This window comes from Streptomyces sp. NBC_00162, assembly GCF_024611995.1.
Classification (GTDB): domain Bacteria; phylum Actinomycetota; class Actinomycetes; order Streptomycetales; family Streptomycetaceae; genus Streptomyces.
Genome location: NZ_CP102509.1, coordinates 7,657,873 through 7,676,330, shown reverse-complemented (window position 1 = coordinate 7,676,330; position 18,458 = coordinate 7,657,873). Strand labels below are relative to the sequence as shown.

Genomic DNA, 18,458 nt, shown 5'->3' with positions numbered 1-18,458 from the left:
CCGTACTGCAGTTGGTTTATATCTGAGTACCAAAACGAAAGCCGAGACATCCGTCTTCATGTAGGTCAAGAACCTATTGGATCCTATGGCGTCAGCAAGAGCTCATTGGCGCCCGAGGAGTCCCGAGGAGCGGCGAGGGCTGTACGTAGTCCAACTCAGTTTCATGTGATGAAGAAGAGCTGCCGAGAATCGGACTGGACGAAGAGCGCCGCGCCCTCCGTCAGCGGTTCGGTCGAGTTGCCTTCCGACGGAGGGGTGGGCTGCAGATCGATCCGTGTCGGCATCATGGCCAGGAAACCGTGAGCGGCCCGGAGCTGCTCCAAGTCGTCCGCGAACAGGATCAAGTGGATGCCGAGCTGCGGGCCGGCCCGCGCGACCTGTTGCATCACGGTGAGCACTTCCGGCGCCGACCGGAAAATCCGTGGGAAGTTCTCCACGGCCACGACGAGGCGCGGTAGCCGGGGCAGGAGAGCATTCTCGAATGCCGCGTTCTCGAGCTTCCCAATGTCGTTGTGAGCCGTGATCGTCTCCAGCACGTGCCGGCGACGGCTGATCTCGGACCTGAGCTTCTCGCACAGCGAGAGAGCGTGCGTCGTGTCGTCGCGCAGGTTGAGGTAGGACGAACCGCTCACGGCACCCTCGAAGCGGGCGAGCTCGCTGCGGCCGTCGTAGTCGGCAACGATGAGCTCCATGCCCGTCCGGGCCTGCCGCGTCAGCTGCTCCAGGACGCGACCGATGAACTCCCGGCGTACACGAGCCGGACGCCCCAGGCACAGGAGGTGGGGGCCTTGGCCGCCGCGGTGTTCACTCTCCAGGGCCAATTCCACCTTGTCCAGGTCTGTGTTCAACCCGAGGGTCACCGTCAGGGGGTGACTCTCGGGGTACGGGCCATCGGCAAGGGCGTCGAAGGATCGGAGCAACTTGGCCGCTGAAGGTCTGCGGTCAGGATCGGTGTGCGTACAGGCTCGAAGAATGGCAACCAACGCGGGCGAGAGCGTCGCCTTCGATGACCTCAGGCCTTCGAGGAGGTCCACAATTTCCTTCCGGCCTGTCGTCGCCTCCAAGAGGATGATGCCGAGTGCGTAGACATCGGCCTTCTCGGTCGGGTCAGTCGCAGCGTCCTCCAGTTCCGGGGCCCGATACCGGCGGTTGGGCTCATAGCGTGACCTGTACCGACTGGTCCTGCCGTTGAGCGATGCCGTCGCCCAACTTGCGATCTGTACGTCGCGCCCCGCAATCAGCACGCAGTTGGCAGTGAGAGAGCCGTGGACGAGCCCTCTGTGGTGGGCCCTGGACAGGCCGCTCGCGAGCTGCCGAGCCACCGTGACCAGAGCCGCATGGTGTAGGATTCCCTGCTGCTGCGTGAAGGCCCGTAGGTTCGGTGCCGGTTCCCGCGTGCCGTCCAGCGCGCAGTCGACCGCGAGCCATGGTCGGTCATGGCTGGTGTCCCAGGCCATCAGTCGAGGCGCGTAGACGCCGTCCATCCGCTTCAGCGCAGCGACTTCGGTCGCAACGAGCTCGAGGGCGTGCCGTACAGCGGGAATGCGGACGACGAGGACGCGGCCCTCTCCGTCGTGCGCCAGGAACATCCCGACATCCGACCAACCTCCCTCGTGCTCGGCGAACACGTCGTATGGCAGGTCGTCCCGGCTTTCGAACCGAGGGTCGGCCACCGACAGTCGGCGCCATCCCGTCAGCTCGGGGTCGAGTGCGAAGCCCTCCGGAAGCTCTCGCAGCTCGCCGCGGGACGGCAGCGGCTCCGGCTCCGGTCCTGAGGTGTCGGGCAGCGAGACCCCGAGCCTGCGCCTGAGGGTGTCGTCCACCCAGCCGAACGGCCCACCGGATCGCACCCGGTCGGGACCCTCGGGATGGGGAAGCCAGGCCGGAAATCCGGCCGAGGAACGCGCGAGTTCGGCCAGTTGAGTCGTGACCGCGTGCGCGGTGCGAACCAGTTCAGCCGGCGGCACCGTGCCCAGCAGGACCCTCCGGGTCTCCTCCGTGAAGTCGAAGGCCTTCTGGTGCGGGACGTTCTCGGGCCCGTCGACGCCGTGCATCAGCCCACCGAGAAAGACCTCCGCCAGGTGGGACGTGTCGACTGCCGGAGTGACCGCGTGCTGGAGGAGCCGCATCGCCGGGACAGGCAGCGGGGCCACAGCGGCCAGATGCGCCGCGAGGCGGTAAGCGTCCGAGGAGGCGGCGGCCCTGAACCGCAGCACGGCCTCCTCCGCGTCGCCCACCGTGTCCTGCCGGCCGAAGACCCGATCGCCGGTGGTCGGAGCTGGGGAGCCGGAGAGGGTCAGCAGGGGAAGCACCGCGGTGTCCTCGGGGGAGCCGATCAGTCGGGCCCAGGTGCTGAGGCTGCTCCCGTCCGTGGCCAACACCGGGACCGGCACCCCGTCGTATGGGGCGAGTTCGGGCGGCAGCACGGGGTCCTCGATGTGCCAGGACCGATTCGCCGCACATCTCCGGCGGGTCGTCACCTTCCACGGCTCCGCGTCGATTCCCGAGCCTGCCCAGAGGCGCCGCGGGAGCGCGTGCACCACAGCCGTCGGCCCAACCGACGCGGCACGCAGGAGGGCCTGGTGCATCGACCCGTCCCGCCATGCCCGGCCGACGCCGTCGCTCACGACGAGGAGCAGGGTGTTGCCCGAGGGATCGTGCACGGTTGACAGCGGCAGCGTCGCGCCGGTGTCTCCGTACGGGCGTTTACTCAGTCGGGGGCCATCGGGATCGCGGCTGTCGAGGCCGTGGACGCGCACGTGCCGGAAGGCTCCGCAGCGCTCCATCAGCCCTCGGATCTCCCCCGCGAGCTGCTGCCACAGGAGCATGGAGACGCCGTCGTCGACGAGAAGCGCCAGATCGAGCCATCTGGTTCTCGCGGGGCGTAGCACGGCTTCCGGCAGGCCGGTCTCGGCTATGGCCGAGACCGTCGCATTGACGTCGAGTTCCGTGCGCAGCGCGTCGGTTCGTAGCTGTTTCAGTGGGCGAAGGGCTCGCCCGAGTCGGAGCTCCGCGCCCTCCAGTGCCTTCACCCCGGGAGTGCGTACGGCCATGGCGGCCCGGTCGGAGTGTGCGGCCTGCCTCTCCCCGGAGGCGGAGGCGGGAGCGGCGTGCAGGCCGTTCCTCAGTGCGGCATCGGATCCGGCCCCTGTATCCGCGCTCGGGGAAGCCTTCCCCTGTTGGTCGTCATTGTGGTCTTCGTCGGACGGCTCGGAGGCGAGCCCGGCAGTGGCGGCACCAGCCGTGCGATCGGCCGCCGCGGCGCGTGACTCGGCGGCGGTCGCCGCCCGCGCCAGGGCTGTGGCCGCTGCCGGGGGCAGCCGGGCAGCCAGCCACAGCGCGTCGAGGAGCTCCTCGGCGTCGAGAAGCTCGTCGTCGCCGGACAGGACACCACGAACTCTGTGCAGCATGGATTCGGTCACAGCGTTCTGGCGAGCCGGTGCAGCACGGCGTCCAGCAGGCCGTCCGCGTCAAGCTGGACGCCACCGCGGCGCAGGAACACCGCGTTGAGCAATTGGTCCGTCGCTAGTTCCCCCCGAGCTCTGCGGGCGAGGAAGGCGCGCATCAGGTCGTCGATGCCGTCCGTGTCGGGCTCGCCGCCGGAATTCAGGTGAGCGGAGATGATGGCACGCAGGCGGTCCTCGTCCGGTTCCGGGAGGTCCAGCCGTACGCAGCGGCGCAGGAAGGCCGGCGGGAAGTCGCGCTCGCCGTTGCTGGTGATGACGACGACGGGGAATTCGGAGCAGCGCACGTGGCCGCGGACGACGTCCGTCCATGCGTCGGAGTCGGCGGTCAGCACGCGTACCGAGGAGTGCTCTTCCGGGAGCCTCGCCAGTTCCGGGATCTCGAACTCGCCTTCCTCGAAGACGTTGAGCAGATCGTTCGGCAGGTCGACGTCTCCCTTGTCCAGCTCGTCCACGAGGAGCACGCGGGGGGTCGTCGACGCCACCAGTGCCGTGCCGAGCGGGCCAAGACGTACGTACGAGCCGATGCCGGGATCCTCCGCCGCGGAGTCGTCCCCCGCATGGGGTTCGCGTCTCATGTTCGTCTCGCGGAGCCTGCCGATCGCGTCGTAGCGGTACAGCGCGTCCTGGAGGGTGGTGCGGCTGTTCACCGGCCAGTGCAGGACACGACCCAAGGACAACTCATGGGCCACAGCGTACGCGAGCGACGACTTACCTGTTCCCGGATGACCTGTCACCAGCAGCGGGCGGCGCAGGAGCAGTGCGGCGTTGACGACATCCGCCTCCTGGTCGCCGATCAGGTACGGCCGCTCGCGGTGGGAGTCGTCCGCTTCCGCCCCGCCGAACCGTCGCCACGGCGGGGCCTCGGGGAACGAGATGCTCCTTGCCCGGCCGTCACCCTTGAACAGCCGCCATTCGGCGCCCCGCCCGTCATCCGCCGTGTCGTGCTGCCCCTGAAGTTTCTGGGCCGTCATCGGGTGTCCGCTCCTTGTTCGTAAGTCCATGGGTCCGTCGTACGGCGCCCTGACCGCATCGTCATGAGGGGTCCGCCAATTGCAGTGGCCCCGGCAGCGCCAGGTCGCCGTCTTCCCACACGAGCGCCGGTCTCGCGGCCGAGGAGGGTGCCTCGGATCCGTAGAGGACCGACCTGAAGTCCTGGAGCCGTTGCGGAAGTTTGTGCAGCGATCCAGTGGGCTCGAAGTCGTTCAGTCGGGCCGCGTCCTCGTGTGACTCGGCGGCCCGGTCCCACAGCACGACGGGAACGCCCATGGCCAGGCATATGGGGAGAAGCCGAGACCGCTGCTCCGGTGAGCCATGGAGCACGACGCGTGTGGTGTCGTGGTGCGACGCCTTCAGAAGGTCGTGCAGGCGCCTTATGTCAACGGACGGCTCGTCGACGACGAGCGTGCCGGTGTCGCCGGCCGCCCATCGTCTGCGCATGTCGCTCGCGGCCGTGGGGACGCGGCCGGTCAGCTCGGGGCAGCGAAGGGCCACCTGGTACCGGCTGCCGAGCGCGACGCTGAGGTCGCCGAGGTCGGGGAAGACATCTCCGAGCTCGCTCCCCGTCTGCCAGCTGTCAACAGGGATCTCCAGTCCGTCGGCTCCGACGACCACGTCCACCTGAGTCGGCGGATGGCCACTTCCCACCTGGCTTCCGTCCGCTGCCCGACGGATCAGCCGTCCGATCTCGTCCGGTGGCAGGGAGCCTTGCGGGATGGTCACGGACGTCTGCGTCCCGTCGCGGCGGCTGAGCCAGATCTCGCACAAGAAGTGTTCCGGGCTGTCAGCTCCCGCCCGAGTCAAGCGGACGACGATCCGGGTGACGGGTGACGGGCGGTGGGACGCCCACGCTTCCGCGTCCGCCCGCCGTTCCCTGAGCGCCGAGGGGCTGATCCCCAGGCGTCCGGCGACACGGTCGCACCACGCGCGCAGGACCGCGCGGCAGCCCGGGTCGGCCACCGCGGCCGCCACGAACTCCGCGAGTCTGAGCAGTGCCGGGACAGGCAGGGAATCCGCCGCGCCACCGCGCCCGTCAGGGTAGTCCTCCAACGTCAGCACGACGTAGTCGACATCCGCCTCCGTCAGTCGGGAAGTGTGTGCCAGCACCTCCGGAAGCTCCATGAAGCGCAGTGCTTCCCGTGCGGCGCGGGAGATCAGGTCCGGTTCCGCCGTGACGACCGCGAGCAGTGCCGTGAGCAGCTGCCGGTGCTCGGCGACGGACAGCAGCCGGACGTCGGCCACCATGCGGCCGAATGCCAGCAGGCCGTTCAGCGTCCGGCGATCGCCGACGTGGTTCCCGACCGCGGGGGCCAGTGACTCCGTCAGCGTGGCCAGCGCACGCGCCTCGGTCAGCAACAGCGCCGCGAGCTCGTCCAGGGTGGGCGCAGACTGTTCGCCATCGGGCGGCGGTTCCCAGCCGATGCCGACCGCGAGATCCCGGCAATGGTCGGCGCGCCGTGCCGGGTCGTCCAGCAGGGCCCGCAGCATCGGCACCATCGCTTGTCCGGGTGCCTCGCCGGGCCCGGTACAGGTGGGCCCACTCGGCTCGGCGACCCGGCACTCGGCGACGACGTCGTTGGCCCCCGCGCAGGTCAGTTGCTCCCGGACCGTCTGCCAGGGCACGGCCCAGCCCCGCCGAACGGTGTCCTGCGGTCGCAACGGGCCCGTGTCCGGCATTACCTGGGCAATGACAAGCCCAGCGACGGTAACGTCGGACCTGACCCACAGGGGGCCACCGCTGTATCCGGGCCCGATGGCGGCACCAGTGAGGGTTCCGTCGAGGTACCAGCACCCTTCGTCCTGATGGCCAGCCACGGTGTCGGCATAGGTGATGGCGACGCCGCCGCCGTGCCAGGCCCGGAGCTTCAGCCCCTCGGACATCTCGCGCCAGACCACGGGGGTGGCCCAGTCGGGAGCGGACTCCTCCAGGTCCAATACAGCCAGGTCGCCGTCCCACGCGATGCTGTGCGGCCGTGGCCGGGGCGGCAGCCACACCGACAGACGAGCGGTGCCGCGACGTGTGGCCGCCCCCGACCCGCGGAATGCGATGCTCAGGGGCTGTTCGCCCGCAGGCCGCTCCGTGCTCAGCAGCTTCCGCCCCAACGCGTCGTTGACAACGTGGGCACAGGTCAGAAGGCGGTTCGGCGAGAGGAGTACGGCGGCACCCGCCGCCTTGGCGTCGCTCTCGCGCAATAGCGCGGCATGGAAGACCGGGGCTGCCGGCCGGCGGAACCAGCCCATTCCTACGCCTGGGAGGCGTCGCCGGTGCCCTGGTTCTGCCAGGTGGCGCTGACGGTCATGGTGGCCTTGCCATTGGCTCCGACGATCCCGAGCTTGAGGTCCTGGCCAATCTCGATGCCGAACTCGACTGTCAGCTCCTGCGGCGGGTGCCCGGTGCCGGTGACCGCGCCGTGGACCTCTTCAAGCAGTGGTCCGAGGGGGCGCAGGGTGGACTGCAGGACGTCCTGGGCGAGCGCGGCCGCACGTCCTCCGCGGGCCACCGGGGTGGCCGTGCCGAAGCCGTCGGGAAGGTCCGCCGCTTCGGAGGAGTCGGCGGGGGCGAGTGCGGGTGCCAGTTCTCCAGCGTCGGAGAGTTCCACACGTAACGCGGCACCGGCGAGATCGAGTTCGAGGTATTCGGGCATGCGCCACATTGTGCCCGAGAATAGGCGCCTGGCAGACCCGAAATCTCAGGGAGGCGTGCCCCGCACCTGGAGGAACGTTCACCCTCGATTGGCGCAGAGAGGCACGAAGTACCCGCATTCCAGGCCGCCCAGCGAACGGCCGTCACGGCACGGACGAAAGGCTCCATAGACGGTGAACGGGGGCAACCCAGGCCGCAAGAACAGCACCGTGGGCAACGCCACCTCCATCCAGCTCCAGGCCACCGACTCCGTTGGCAAGCCACTGACCCACACGGCGACGGGTCTTTCCGCAGGGCTGGACATCAGCCCCGGCGGCCTGATCAGCGGCACCCCCGGCGCCTCGACCGTGACGGTCACCGTCAGCGGCACGGCCACGTTCAGCTGGGGGACACGACCCCTTCAGCGGAGTCCACACCCTCACCCCCGGGCCAAGTACTCGAAACGCCAGCCACGGCACCACCCCCGGCACTCAGCTCATCATCTGCGCGTCCAACGCCGGCGCCAACCAGAACTTGCCCCTCGCCCAGAGAGCCACGGCACACACACCGACCTGGGCGCCACGATGCGCCGAGGCTGCGAGAAACCGCCCGTCGCAGGCCGACTCGCGCACCAATCATGCCGACCAAGCTTGACGAGCACCCCCGGCCGGGCTGCCGACTGTCGTGGCAGCTCCACGATCCGGCAGAGTGATGAGCCGTGGCGGAAAACGATCAGGATCGAGCGCTGATCGATACGCCACGGGGTGTCGCGGCCGTTGCGGAACTTCGGGCTCGGAGGCATCCGTCTCCTCGCCCCTCGAAGCCTCAGCCACACCGCCCGAGGCCGTGGAGCCCACCCAGGAGGCCGCCGTCGGCCATCAGACCGTAGATGACCGTGTGGCGGGTGTGGCGGTTGCGGCGTTGGCGTAGCAGCGGGCCAGGTGCGCGAAGGCGGCCTTGAGCTCGGGCGGGCCGACGACCTCGAAGTCGGCGTCGAATCTGCCGATGGCGGCGGCCAGGCCGGGCCATGGCCAGGAGGCCAGGACGAGCCGGCAGCTGTTCGGGCCCAGCTCTTCGAGACGCCCGCCGGCACCGTACGGCCCACCGGCACCAAGAACCGCCGCTACCTGCGACGACGCGGAATCCGGCACACCATCCCCGAACGCCTAGACCAGCAAATACACAGCAAGAACCGCGGTTCCCGAGGCGCCCGCCCCACCGGGTTCGACAGCGAGCGCCACGAAAAACGCAACACCGTCGAACGCGCCATCAACCGTCTGAAGGGCTTCCGCGCCGTCGCCACCCGCTACGAGAAACGCGCCTGCATCTCACTCGGCACCGTCGCCCTTGCAGCCCTCATCATCTGGCTCGGCGCATGATCCGAAAAACAAAACCCAAGAGCCCCGGCCGCCGGTCGCCCCGGCCATCGGGGCGGGCGGGGACGTGACAGAGCCCGGGAGCATGTCCAGCTCCCGGGCTCCTGCTTGCCACCCAATTGCGCACACCGGCGGCGTTTAAGAGCCGCGGATCATATTGAGACCGACGTGTTCTGCCATTGAACTACCGCGCCACGAGGAGAGGCGCAGGAGGGACTTGAACCCCCATCCGTCGATGATCGTCCACGCTCGGTCGATCCGGTGTTCGGCGGCGAATACTGAGACTGGAGCGAGAATCTGAGATTTACGGGGCCGCCTCTGCCAGGCTTGGGCCACCCCGGCGCGTAATGCCGGGGGAGGGATTCGAACCCCCAACTGACACCCCTGTTCAGCTTCAACATCAGTTTCAGCTTGCGCTCTCGCGCACCCCCTGCAGACATACAGGGGGAGATCGTGGGGCTACCCGAACAGGTAGCCGAACACCGCGTCCCCGACCCGCTGGTCGGTGATCTCGGCGCTGTTGGCCTCTTCCCGGGCGAACTTGACGGCCTGCTGGAGCTTCTCCACGCGGTCGAGCAGTTCGTTCACCCGCCGGGCCGGCAGTGCGCCCGAGAACTTCACCGTCGTCCAGTAACCGACCGGGACGTCCTCGTAGTAGACCTCGACCTGCGCCGGGTGCTTCTCGGTGGCCTCGGCCTTGACGTGGTTGCGCGGCACCTTCTTGGTGCGGATCGTGCGCACCGGGTCCGTCTTCCAGGAGTCCGTGGACGGGTCCAGGTTCCAGGACTCGGACGCGTCCAGCACCGGCAGCTTCCGTACGAAGGTGTGCATGTCCGTGAGCTGCTTCTCCAGGAAGAGCAGATAGGGCACGGGCACCTGGGCCAGCAGGACCGTGCCGTCCACGACGACGTCGGCGGCCGCGGTGCGGTTCGCCCAGTCCTTGGTCGCCGTCACGTCGAACAGCCGCGTCAGCGTTCCGGCCGTCGCGCGCAGCACGTCCTCGGCCTTGACCTGTACCCGCGTGGACTCGGGCGGCAGCTGCTCGCCCTCCTCGTCCTTGGGCTGGTAGGTCCGGGAGATGCCGGCCAGCAGGGCGGGCTTCTGGACGTCGTGGTGAGCCTGCGAAAGCTCCTGGAGGGACTTGGACTTGACGCCCTTTTCGACTGCGATGATCTGATTCAGCTTCGGCACGCGATGAACCTAACAGGAGCCGGGGCGCCCGTACATTCGAATATCCGGCGCCCTCCCGACCCACCGGACCTGCCGAGGTGGACCGATCATCACATTGCGGTTCATGACATCCTGTGACGTCACAACTCGCCGGACGGGATCGGCGGACGTCCGGGGAATATGGGGAAGGTCCATGAGGCTCTGCTTCCTGGTGGAGGAGCACTACCGCCACGACGGCATGCCGAACGAGGTGATCCGCCAGTTGACCGCGTGGGGGCACCGGGTCGACGTGGTGCGGCCGGGCGGCTCGCTGCTGTGCATGACCGAGACGGTGAGCGCGGGTTCCCATGACGCCTGGGTGCTCAAGACGGTCTCCGGCGGCCCCGGGCTGACCCTGCTGGAGGCCGCGGCCGCCGCCGGGCTGACCACGGTCAACGACGCCCGCTCGATCCGCGGCGTACGGGACAAGGCGCTGGCCGCCGCCATCGGCCGCGCCCGGGGCCTTCCGCTGCCGCCGACCTACGCGGCGGCCAGCCCCGAGCTGCTGCGGGAGATACCGGCGGCCGAGTACCCCCTCGTCGTCAAGCCGGCCGACGGGAGCTCCGGACGGGCCGTGCACCTGGTGTCCTCGCCGGAGCGGCTGGAGGCGATGCTCCCGGTCCTGGCGGGCGAGGGCCTGCTCATCGCCCAGCCGTACGTGCCCAACTCGGGCACCGACATCAAGGTGTACGGGGTCGGCGGGGAGCTGTTCGCGACCGAGCGGTGCTCCCCGCTGCACCCCGACCCGGCGGTGCGGGAGCGCCGTGTTCCGCTGTCGGCCGAGGTCGCGGCGATCGCCGCGCAGGTGGGGGCGGTGTACGGGCTCGACCTGTACGGGGTGGACGTGCTGCTGGGGCCCGACGGGCCCGTGGTCGTCGACGTGAACGACTTCCCCAGTTTCCGTCAGGTGCCGGACGCGGCCGCGCGGGTGGCCCGGGCGGTGCTGGACCTGGCGCGGACGGGCGGTTCCACGCCCCCGCCGGTGCCGTCGCCACGCTCGTACGCCCTGCCCCTGTCGATTCCGGCGCAGATGTCGGCGGGGGCGGTGGACGGCGCGTGAGGATCGGTCTGATCACTCCGGAACCCGGTCATCCGCTGCTGGCGGCCACCGCCGCCCTGCTGGCACCCGGGCACGTCGTCGAGGTGCTGGACCCGAGCACGGCGGAAGGCGTCCCCGATCGGCCGGCCGACGTGTACCTGCTGAAGTCGCGTACCGCGCACGCGCTGGATCTCGCACGGCGGCTGGAGGGGCGGGGCGCGTCCGTCGTCAACACGGCGGCGGCGACCACGCTGTGCCAGGACCGTACGGCGATGGCGGAGCTCGCCCAGCGGGCCGGGCTGCCGTTCGCCGCGACCCGCTGTGTCGGCTCCCTCTCCGTGTGGGCGCGGTCCGCCGTCCCGTTGGCCTCGCCGGTGGTGGTCAAGAGCCGTTACAGCCGCCGGGGCGACCTGGTGGCCCGGGTGGACGACGCCGCGGGGCTGCGGGAGTTGGCGGCGCGGTGGCCGGGCGAACCGGTGGTGGTGCAGGACTTCGCGCCCAACAGCGGCTGGGACCACAAGCTGTGGGCGATCGGGGACCAGGTCTTCGCGGCCCTGCGCCGCTCCGAGCTCTCGCCGGGCGGGCGCGGGCCCAACCTGCCGCTGGCCCTGGCCGAACTGCCCGCCGGCTGGGCCGATCTGGTGCGGGCGGCCGGCGCGGCCTTCGCGCTGGACGTCTACGGCGTGGACATCATCGACGCCGGCGGCGGCACACCGCTGATCGTGGACGTGAACGCCTTCCCCGGCGTCCGCGGCCAGTCGGGCGCCCCCGAGGCCCTGGCGGCGCTGACCCTGCGCCGGGCCACCGGCGGAGGGTCAGACACCCCCTAGCTCCCATCGGGGTGTCGCGGCGCCGCGCGGGGCGCGGGATCGGTGAGGATCGGGGCATGGGCTTCGTCCTGCCGGTCCTCTTCGCGCTGTTCGCGGCGCTCAGCAACGCACTGGCGACGGTGCTCCAGCGGCGGGCCGCGCTCACCGTGCCGCAGAGCGACGGCTTCCGGTTCGGCCTCGTCCTCGACCTGCTGCGGCGGCCCCTGTGGATCGCCGGGATCCTGGCCGTGATCGCGGCCGGGGTCGGGCAGGCCGTCGCGCTCGCCACGGGCGCGCTGGCCCTCGTACAGCCGCTGTTCGTACTGGAGCTGCCGCTCGCGCTGCTGATCGCCTCGCTGGTGACGCGGACCCGGCTGCCGGGGGCGCTGTGGCTCGCCGTGGCGGGGGTGGTGGCCGGGCTGGGGATCGCGTTGGCGGCCGCCTCGCCCGAGGGGAACCGTACGCACGTACCGCTCGACCGGTGGGTGCTGGCCCTGGCGGCGTGCGCGGTGGCGGTGGCCCTGCTGGCCGTGGCCGGACTGCGGCGGCCGCCCGGGCGGATGCGGGCCGGGTGCCTGGGCGCGGCCACCGCCGTCTGTTACGCGCTGACCGCCGCCCTGATGAAGTCCGCCATGCACGTCCTCGACGAGGGCGGCATCGGCGCGTTCCTGACCACCTGGGAGACGTACGCCTTCGCCGCGAGCGGCATCTGCGCGCTGCTCCTGCTCGAACACGCCATGCAGGGCGGCCCGCTGGTCGCCTCGCAGCCCGCGCTGACCCTCGGGGACGCGAGCGTCAGCGTGGCGCTGGGCGTGCTGCTGTACGAGGAACACGTGCGGGTGCAGTGGTGGCTGCTGCCCCAGCTGCTGGGCCTGGCCCTGATCTGCGCGGGGGTGCTCGCCCTGGCCCGGGCCGCCGCCCCGGACGGCGCCGGGTAGCGTGCGGGGCATTTCGAGTGGAGGGCGGTTGGCATGCGCGCGGTGGTGTTCGAGCGGTACGGCGAGCCGGCCGAGGTCAGGGAGGTCGCGGATCCGCGTCCGCCGGCGGCCGGGGTGGTGGTGCGGGTGGAGGCCACCGGTCTGTGCCGCAGCGACTGGCACGGGTGGATGGGGCACGACCCGGACATCGTGCTGCCGCACGTACCGGGCCACGAACTGGCCGGGGTGGTGGAGGCGGTGGGGTCCGGCGTCGCCAACTGGCGGGTCGGCGACCGGGTCACGGCGCCGTTCGTGTGCGCCTGCGGGAGCTGCGCCGAATGCGCGGCGGGCGACCACCAGGTGTGCCGGCGGCAGACGCAGCCCGGGTTCACGCACTGGGGCTCCTTCGCCGAGTACGTGGCCCTCGACCACGCCGACGTGAACCTGGTGGCCGTGCCCGGGGAGCTGTCGTACGCGACGGCGGCCGGGCTCGGCTGCCGCTTCGCGACGGCCTTCCGGGCCGTGGTCGGGCAGGGACGGGTCGCTGCGGGCGAGTGGGTCGCCGTGCACGGCTGCGGCGGCGTCGGGCTCTCCGCGGTGATGATCGCGGCGGCCGCCGGGGCGCGGGTGGTCGCCGTGGACACGGCGCCCGAGGCGCTGGAGCTGGCGCGGAGGTTCGGGGCCGCGCACTGCGTGGACGCGGCGGCCGTGGACACCGCGGCGGCCGTGCGGGAGCTGACCGGCGGGGGCGCGCACCTCTCGCTGGACGCCCTGGGGTCGCCCGCCACGGCCGCGGCCTCGGTGGGCGGGCTGCGCCGCCGGGGGCGGCACGTACAGGTCGGGCTGCTGCCGGCGGCCGCGGGCGGGACGGTCCTGCCGATGGAGCGGGTGATCGGCTGGGAGCTGGAGATCCTCGGGAGCCACGGGATGGCGGCGCACGCCTATCCGCCGATGATGGAACTGGTCCGGTCCGGAGTGCTGCGGCCGGACCTGCTCGTCACCTCGACGATCGACCTCGACGCGGCCCCGGCGGCGCTCGCCGCGATGGGCACGGCCCCGGGGCGGGGGGTCACGATCATCCTGCCGCGGGCGGGGCAGGATCCGTAAGGACCTAGTTCCGGCTGCCCGCCTCGACCAGCCCGGTCTCGTACGCGGCGATCACCGCCTGGGCGCGGTCGCGGGCGCCGAGCTTCCCGAAGAGGCTGGTGATGTGGTTCTTCACGGTGGACACGCTGATGTCCATGGCCTCGGCGATCTCCGCGTTGTCGAGTCCGGTGGCCATCAGCCGCCACACCTCCTGCTCGCGCGGCGTGAGGTCGCCCAGGCTCGCCGCGGGCGGCTGCGGCCGGCGCGGGGCCAGCACGTAGGCGGAGATCAGCCGGGTCAGCAGCCGGGGCGCGACGGCGGCCTCTCCGGTGTGCACCACCCGTACCGCCGCGACCAGTTCCTCGGGCGAGATGTCCTTGGGCAGGAAGCCGTAGGCACCCGCGCGCAGCGCCGCCACCACGTACTCGTCCATGTCGAAGGTGCTCAGCGCCAGTACCCGGCACTCGGGCAGCGTCCGCGCGAGCCGTTCGGTCGCCCCGACTCCGTCCAGCACCGGCATCCGGATGTCCATCACGACGACGTCGGGCCGCAGCCGGTGCGCGAGGGCCACCGCCTCCTCGCCGTCGGCCGCCTCGCCCACCACCTCGAAGGCCGGGTCGGGGGCGAGGATCAGGGCCAGCCCGCGCCGCACCAGCGGCTGGTCGTCCGCGATCAGCACCCTGATCGCCTCCGTCGTCCGTCCGCTCATCGCAGCGCCCCTTCCCCGGCCTTCAGCGGCAGTCGGGCCGCCACCCGGAACCCGCCCCCGGCCAGCGGTCCGGCCTCCAGCGTGCCGCCGTGCAGTGCGACCCGTTCCCGCATTCCCACCAGACCGTAGCCGGACCCGGCGGGCGCGGCCGCCGCTCCGGCCCCGTCGTCGGACACCTCCACGGCCAGCCCGTGCGGTCCGTACGTCAGCCGTACGGAGGCCCGCGCCTCGCCCGCGTACTTGCGCGCGTTCGTCAACGCCTCCTGCACGATGCGGAACACGGTCAGGCCCACGCTCGGCGGCAGCGGGCGCTCCTCGCCCCGCACGTCCAGTTCGACGGGCAGCCCGGCCCGGCAGGTCTCGCCGACGATCCCCGCCAGGTCCCCGACCCCGGGCTGCGGGGCGGTGGGCTCCTCCTCGGCCTCGTCTCCCGCCCGCAGCACGTCCAGCAGTTGGCGCATCTCGCTCAGCGCCATCCGCCCGGATCCCTCCAGGGTGACCAGCGCCTCCCGGGCCACCTCGGGGTCGCTCGCCAGGTTGGCCCGGGCGCCTCCGGCCATCAGCTGCATGGTGGTGATGTGGTGGGCGACGATGTCGTGCAGCTCCCGGGCGATGCGGCGCCGTTCGTCGGCCACCGCGCGGTCGGCGAGCAGGCGGCGGTTGGCCTCGTTCTCACGGTGCCATCGGTTCATCGCGGCCGCGGTGACGAGCACGAACAGCGGGTTGGCCACGCTGCCGATCACGTCCACGGTCCCCGGCTGCGATGACTGCCCCACCAGCGGCATCACCGCGGAGACGAGCGCCGCCACTGCCACCACGGCCGCGCCCCGGGACCGTGCGACCGTGTAGAGCGCGACCACGGCCGTGGCGGTGAAGTGCTGCCCCACCGGCACGCTCAGGTTGAAGACCAGGTCGAGCAGCAGGACCGCCGCGAGCGTGGCCAGCGGGGCGCGGCGCCGGACCAGCAACGGCAGTGCGGCCACCACCAGCAGCACGCAGCCGGCCGGCGGGACGTACCCGTGGTCGACCTGGCTGCCGAGCGAGAAGCTGAGCAGGTCCACTACGGCCGCCCCGACGGTGACCAGCGCGTCGTTGCGCGTCCAGGGCAGGGCGTCGCCGCCCGGCGAGGGCCCGTCGGCACGGGAAGTTCCCCGTGCGGTGAGCGTTTTCGGCATGGTGTGGTCCTCCCCCGCGAGCGCCCCCGCCGACCGCTGCCGGTGCGCACGACTGACTGTCGTCTCGTGATCCATTCTGGCACCGGTCCGCGGCCCCGCCCCGGGACCCGGAGCCGATCCCGACCCAGGACCAGGGTCCTGGTCGGCGCTGCGCCCCGGCCCCCGCTCCCGGGTCCCGTCTCGTCCCGCGCCCCGACGATTCGCCCGCGTCGCGCTGATGAGCTGGACACCAGCCGGGAGACCTCGGCGAACCACCAACGCCGGAGGACAACAACGTGATCCGCGCCCTGACCGGGTTCTCCACCCGCAACCCGTGGAAGGTCATCGCCGTCTGGGCGGTGCTGGGCATCTTCCTGAGCGTGCTCAGTCAGCCCCTCGTCTACCGTGTCACCGAGACCCAGAGCGGTGAGTTCCTGCCCGCCCAGTACGACTCGGCCGCCGCGCTGAAGGTCGCCGAGGAGAAGTTCGGGGTGAAGCCCGACGGCAACGCGGTGACGGTGCTCGTCGCCCGCGCCGACGGCGAACCCCTCACCGAGGCCGACCACCGCCGCGTCGGCGCCGTCGCCGGCCAGCTGGGCAGCCGGCGCGTGGAGATGCCCGCGCCGAAGGAGGACGACCCGCCCGCCTTCCTGAACGAGGACCACTCCCAGACCCCCGGGGTCAGCCCCGCGATGACCGCTCCGGACCGGAGCTTCGAGCTGCTCTCCGTCCGGCTGACCGGCAACTCCACGGACCCCGGCCTCCACGGCGTCTACCGCGTCTTCCGCGACCAGGCCAAGGAGGCGTTCGGTGAGGCGGGGATGCGCACCGGCTTCACCGGTGGCCTGGCCGACCTCACGGACACCGCCGACGCCGAGAAGACCACCCAGACCATCGTCGGGATCGTCATGGTCGGCCTGATCGTGCTGATCAACATCCTGGTGTTCCGCAGTGTCCTGGCCGCCTTCGTGCCGCTGTTCGCGGTGGTCATCGTCGGCGGCGCGGCGGCGGGCGCGGTGGTCGGCGGCGCGGCGCTCACCGGCATCAAGCTGGACCCCTCCACGCCGAGCATGATCAGCGTCGTGCTGATCGGCATCGGCGTCGACTACTTCCTCTTCCTCCTCTTCCGCTTCCGGGAGCAGCTGCGGTCCCGCCCGGAGCAGCCCGTCCGCGAGGCGGCGGCCGAGGTCAGCGCCCGGGTCGGCACGGCCATCACGTCGGCGGCCCTGACCATCGTGGCCGCGTTCGCCACCCTCGCCATCGCGACCTTCGGGCAGTTCCGCGTCCTCGGGCCGGCCATCGCCGTGTCGGTACTGGTCATGCTGCTGGCCAGCCTGACCCTGATGCCCGCGCTGCTCGCGGCCACCGGACGGAAGATGTTCTGGCCCTCCCGCGCCCTCAAGCGGGAGCCCGCCGAAGGGGCCGCCTCTCGTTTCGGCGCCCTGGTCGCCCGCCGCCCGCTGACCCTCGTGCTCGCCTCCGTGGCCCTGCTGGGCGCCCTCGCGGCCGGACTGGCCGGCATCCGGATGGACTTCGGCCAGGGTGGCGGCAACCTCGAGACCCCGGCCGCCGCCACCGCCGCCGAGATCTCCCGCGCCCTGCCCGCCGGGGTGTCCGACCCGGCCACGGTCTACGTCACCGCGAAGGACGGCCAGACCCTCACCGCAGAGGGGATCGAGGCCCTGCCCCGGGCCCTCGCCGTGGTCGAGGGCGTCGGCAGGATCGGCGCGACCACCCTCAACGAAGGCCGCACGGCCGCTCGTTTCGACCTCTACCTCACCCCTGGCCCGCAGACCCAGCAGGCCCGCGACCTCGTCTCGGGACCCGTACGCGACACGATCGCCGGCGCCGCCCCCGCCGGGACCGAGGCCCATGTCGGCGGCACGGCCGCGATCTTCGCCGACATCTCCACCGCCGTCGACCACGATCTGCGGATCGTGTTCCCGGTCGCCGCGGTGCTGATCGCCCTCATCCTGCTCGTCCTGCTGCGCAGCCTGCTGGCCCCCGCGATCCTCATGATCTCCGTCGGCCTCGGGTTCGCCGCCACCCTCGGCGCCTCCGCCCTCTTCTTCCAGCACCTGCTCGACGAGCCGGGCGTCAACTTCGTCCTCCCGCTGGTGCTGTTCCTCTTCGTCGTCGCCCTCGGCACCGACTACAACATCCTGATCAGCGACCGCATACGCGAGGAGATGGAACGTCCCGGACCGGCCCGCGCGGCCGTCGCCCGTGCCGTGCGGCACACCGCGCCCGCGATCGCCACGGCGGGCGTCGTCCTCGCGGCCTCCTTCGGCAGCCTGGCCGTCAACTCGAACCCGTCCACCCAGCAAATCGGCTTCGCGACGGCGCTCGGCATCATCCTGTCCGCGTTCGTCCTGTCCATCGTGCTGGTGCCCGCGCTCGCCGCGCTCCTCGGCCGGAGCACCTGGTGGCCGGTCCGCCCGGGCGGCGCCCGTCGCCGCCACCAGGCCGAGCCCGCGGCCGCCAGGCCACAAGAGGACCGCGTCTCCGTCGGGTAGGTCCTGTCCGGGCGATCAGGCCGCCGGGATGCGCACGCGGACGGACTTGCCGAACTCGTCCGCGATCACGGCGAGTTCGCCGCCCATCCCGGCCACCAGAAGCTGGACCATCAGCAGTCCGCGCCCGTCTTCGGAGTCCGGGTCGACCTCCGAGCGGGGTGCGGGCAGCCGCGGGAGGGACGCGCCCTGGTCGGTGACCTCCAGCCGGAGCCATCCGGCGTCGGAGGTCACCGCCACCCGCATCCGGCCCGCGCCCGCGTGCCGGACGACGTTGCCGACGAGCTCGCTGACGGCCAGCAGCAGGGCGTCCGACTCGTCGAGGGAAACCCGCCAGACTTCGAGTACGGCCCGCACCCGGGCCCTGACCTGCGGGACGGCCGCCGGGGCGGGATCGGTGACCCAGTGGGTGAAGCTGCGGACCGAGCCGCCGATGGTGGTGAGCATGACGTGCTCCCGGAGGGGAAGGCGAGCGGCCGCTGGAGTGACTCGTGTAACCAATCCCCAAATGGGTGAGCCCCTGGGCTTGTGGTCAGCGGAAACGCCTCGCTAGAGTCGTG

13 protein-coding genes and 1 pseudogene are annotated in these 18,458 nt (G+C 71.5%); 6 read left to right on the top strand and 8 right to left on the bottom strand.

The genetic code is table 11. The features are described 5' to 3' along the window. Positions 1–161: 161 nt before the first annotated feature. The 4 genes from JIW86_RS35405 to JIW86_RS35390 form a co-directional block, all read right to left on the bottom strand. The gene (locus JIW86_RS35405; RefSeq protein ID WP_263862078.1) at positions 162–3,410 is read right to left on the bottom strand and encodes an SAV_2336 N-terminal domain-related protein; all 3,249 of its coding nucleotides are present in this window, start codon (positions 3,408–3,410) and stop codon (positions 162–164) included. Between the two features lie 8 nt (positions 3,411–3,418). Next, positions 3,419–4,438: an AAA family ATPase gene (locus tag JIW86_RS35400; RefSeq protein ID WP_257558248.1), complete on the bottom strand. Its 1,020-nt coding sequence runs from the start codon at positions 4,436–4,438 to the stop codon at positions 3,419–3,421. 61 nt (positions 4,439–4,499) lie between these two features. Next, positions 4,500–6,704 (bottom strand): serine protease, encoded by a 2,205-nt coding sequence (locus tag JIW86_RS35395; protein WP_257558246.1) that lies wholly within the window; start codon positions 6,702–6,704, stop codon positions 4,500–4,502. A gap of 2 nt (positions 6,705–6,706) precedes the next feature. After that, positions 6,707–7,108, bottom strand: coding sequence for a CU044_2847 family protein (locus JIW86_RS35390; RefSeq protein WP_257558244.1), 402 nt, complete (start codon positions 7,106–7,108; stop codon positions 6,707–6,709). 1,090 nt (positions 7,109–8,198) lie between these two features. On the opposite strand from JIW86_RS35390, the pseudogene JIW86_RS35380 reads away from it, so the two are divergent. Further along, a pseudogene (locus JIW86_RS35380) lies at positions 8,199–8,465 on the top strand (transposase); the annotation flags it as partial. 456 nt (positions 8,466–8,921) lie between these two features. On the opposite strand, the gene JIW86_RS35375 reads toward JIW86_RS35380, so the two are convergent. After that, entirely contained in the window at positions 8,922–9,653 is a 732-nt protein-coding gene (locus tag JIW86_RS35375) for a hypothetical protein (protein WP_215147011.1), read from the bottom strand. Positions 9,654–9,825: 172 nt separating this feature from the next. Between JIW86_RS35375 and JIW86_RS35370 the strand changes: the two genes are divergently transcribed. From JIW86_RS35370 to JIW86_RS35355, 4 genes are read left to right on the top strand one after another with little or no spacing between them, the layout of a single operon-like run. Continuing rightward, positions 9,826–10,731 (top strand): ATP-grasp domain-containing protein, encoded by a 906-nt coding sequence (locus tag JIW86_RS35370; protein ID WP_215147010.1) that lies wholly within the window; start codon positions 9,826–9,828, stop codon positions 10,729–10,731. Then, on the top strand, positions 10,728–11,540 hold the full coding sequence (locus JIW86_RS35365; RefSeq protein WP_257558241.1) for an ATP-grasp domain-containing protein: 813 nt from the start codon (positions 10,728–10,730) through the stop codon (positions 11,538–11,540). Before JIW86_RS35370 ends, JIW86_RS35365 begins: the two co-directional genes overlap by 4 nt. Positions 11,541–11,596: 56 nt before the next feature. Beyond that, complete coding sequence (locus JIW86_RS35360) at positions 11,597–12,457, top strand: DMT family transporter (protein ID WP_257558239.1); 861 nt, start codon at positions 11,597–11,599, stop codon at positions 12,455–12,457. Positions 12,458–12,490: 33 nt separating this feature from the next. Next, positions 12,491–13,543: a zinc-dependent alcohol dehydrogenase family protein gene (locus JIW86_RS35355; RefSeq protein WP_257558237.1), complete on the top strand. Its 1,053-nt coding sequence runs from the start codon at positions 12,491–12,493 to the stop codon at positions 13,541–13,543. A 4-nt stretch (positions 13,544–13,547) separates the two neighbouring features. On the opposite strand, the gene JIW86_RS35350 is transcribed toward JIW86_RS35355, so the two are convergent. Further along, a complete protein-coding gene (locus JIW86_RS35350; RefSeq protein WP_215147002.1) occupies positions 13,548–14,231 on the bottom strand; it encodes a response regulator in 684 nt (227 codons plus the stop codon). Then, positions 14,228–15,406 (bottom strand): sensor histidine kinase, encoded by a 1,179-nt coding sequence (locus JIW86_RS35345; protein ID WP_257558235.1) that lies wholly within the window; start codon positions 15,404–15,406, stop codon positions 14,228–14,230. Before JIW86_RS35345 ends, JIW86_RS35350 begins: the two co-directional genes overlap by 4 nt. A gap of 275 nt (positions 15,407–15,681) precedes the next feature. Here JIW86_RS35345 and JIW86_RS35340 point away from each other — a divergent pair, with 275 nt between their 5' ends. After that, positions 15,682–17,901, top strand: a complete 2,220-nt coding sequence (locus tag JIW86_RS35340; RefSeq protein ID WP_257558233.1) for an MMPL family transporter — start codon at positions 15,682–15,684, stop codon at positions 17,899–17,901. Positions 17,902–17,916: 15 nt separating this feature from the next. Here JIW86_RS35340 and JIW86_RS35335 read toward each other — a convergent pair whose 3' ends face one another. Further along, positions 17,917–18,345 (bottom strand): ATP-binding protein, encoded by a 429-nt coding sequence (locus tag JIW86_RS35335; protein WP_215146996.1) that lies wholly within the window; start codon positions 18,343–18,345, stop codon positions 17,917–17,919. Positions 18,346–18,458: the final 113 nt, after the last annotated feature.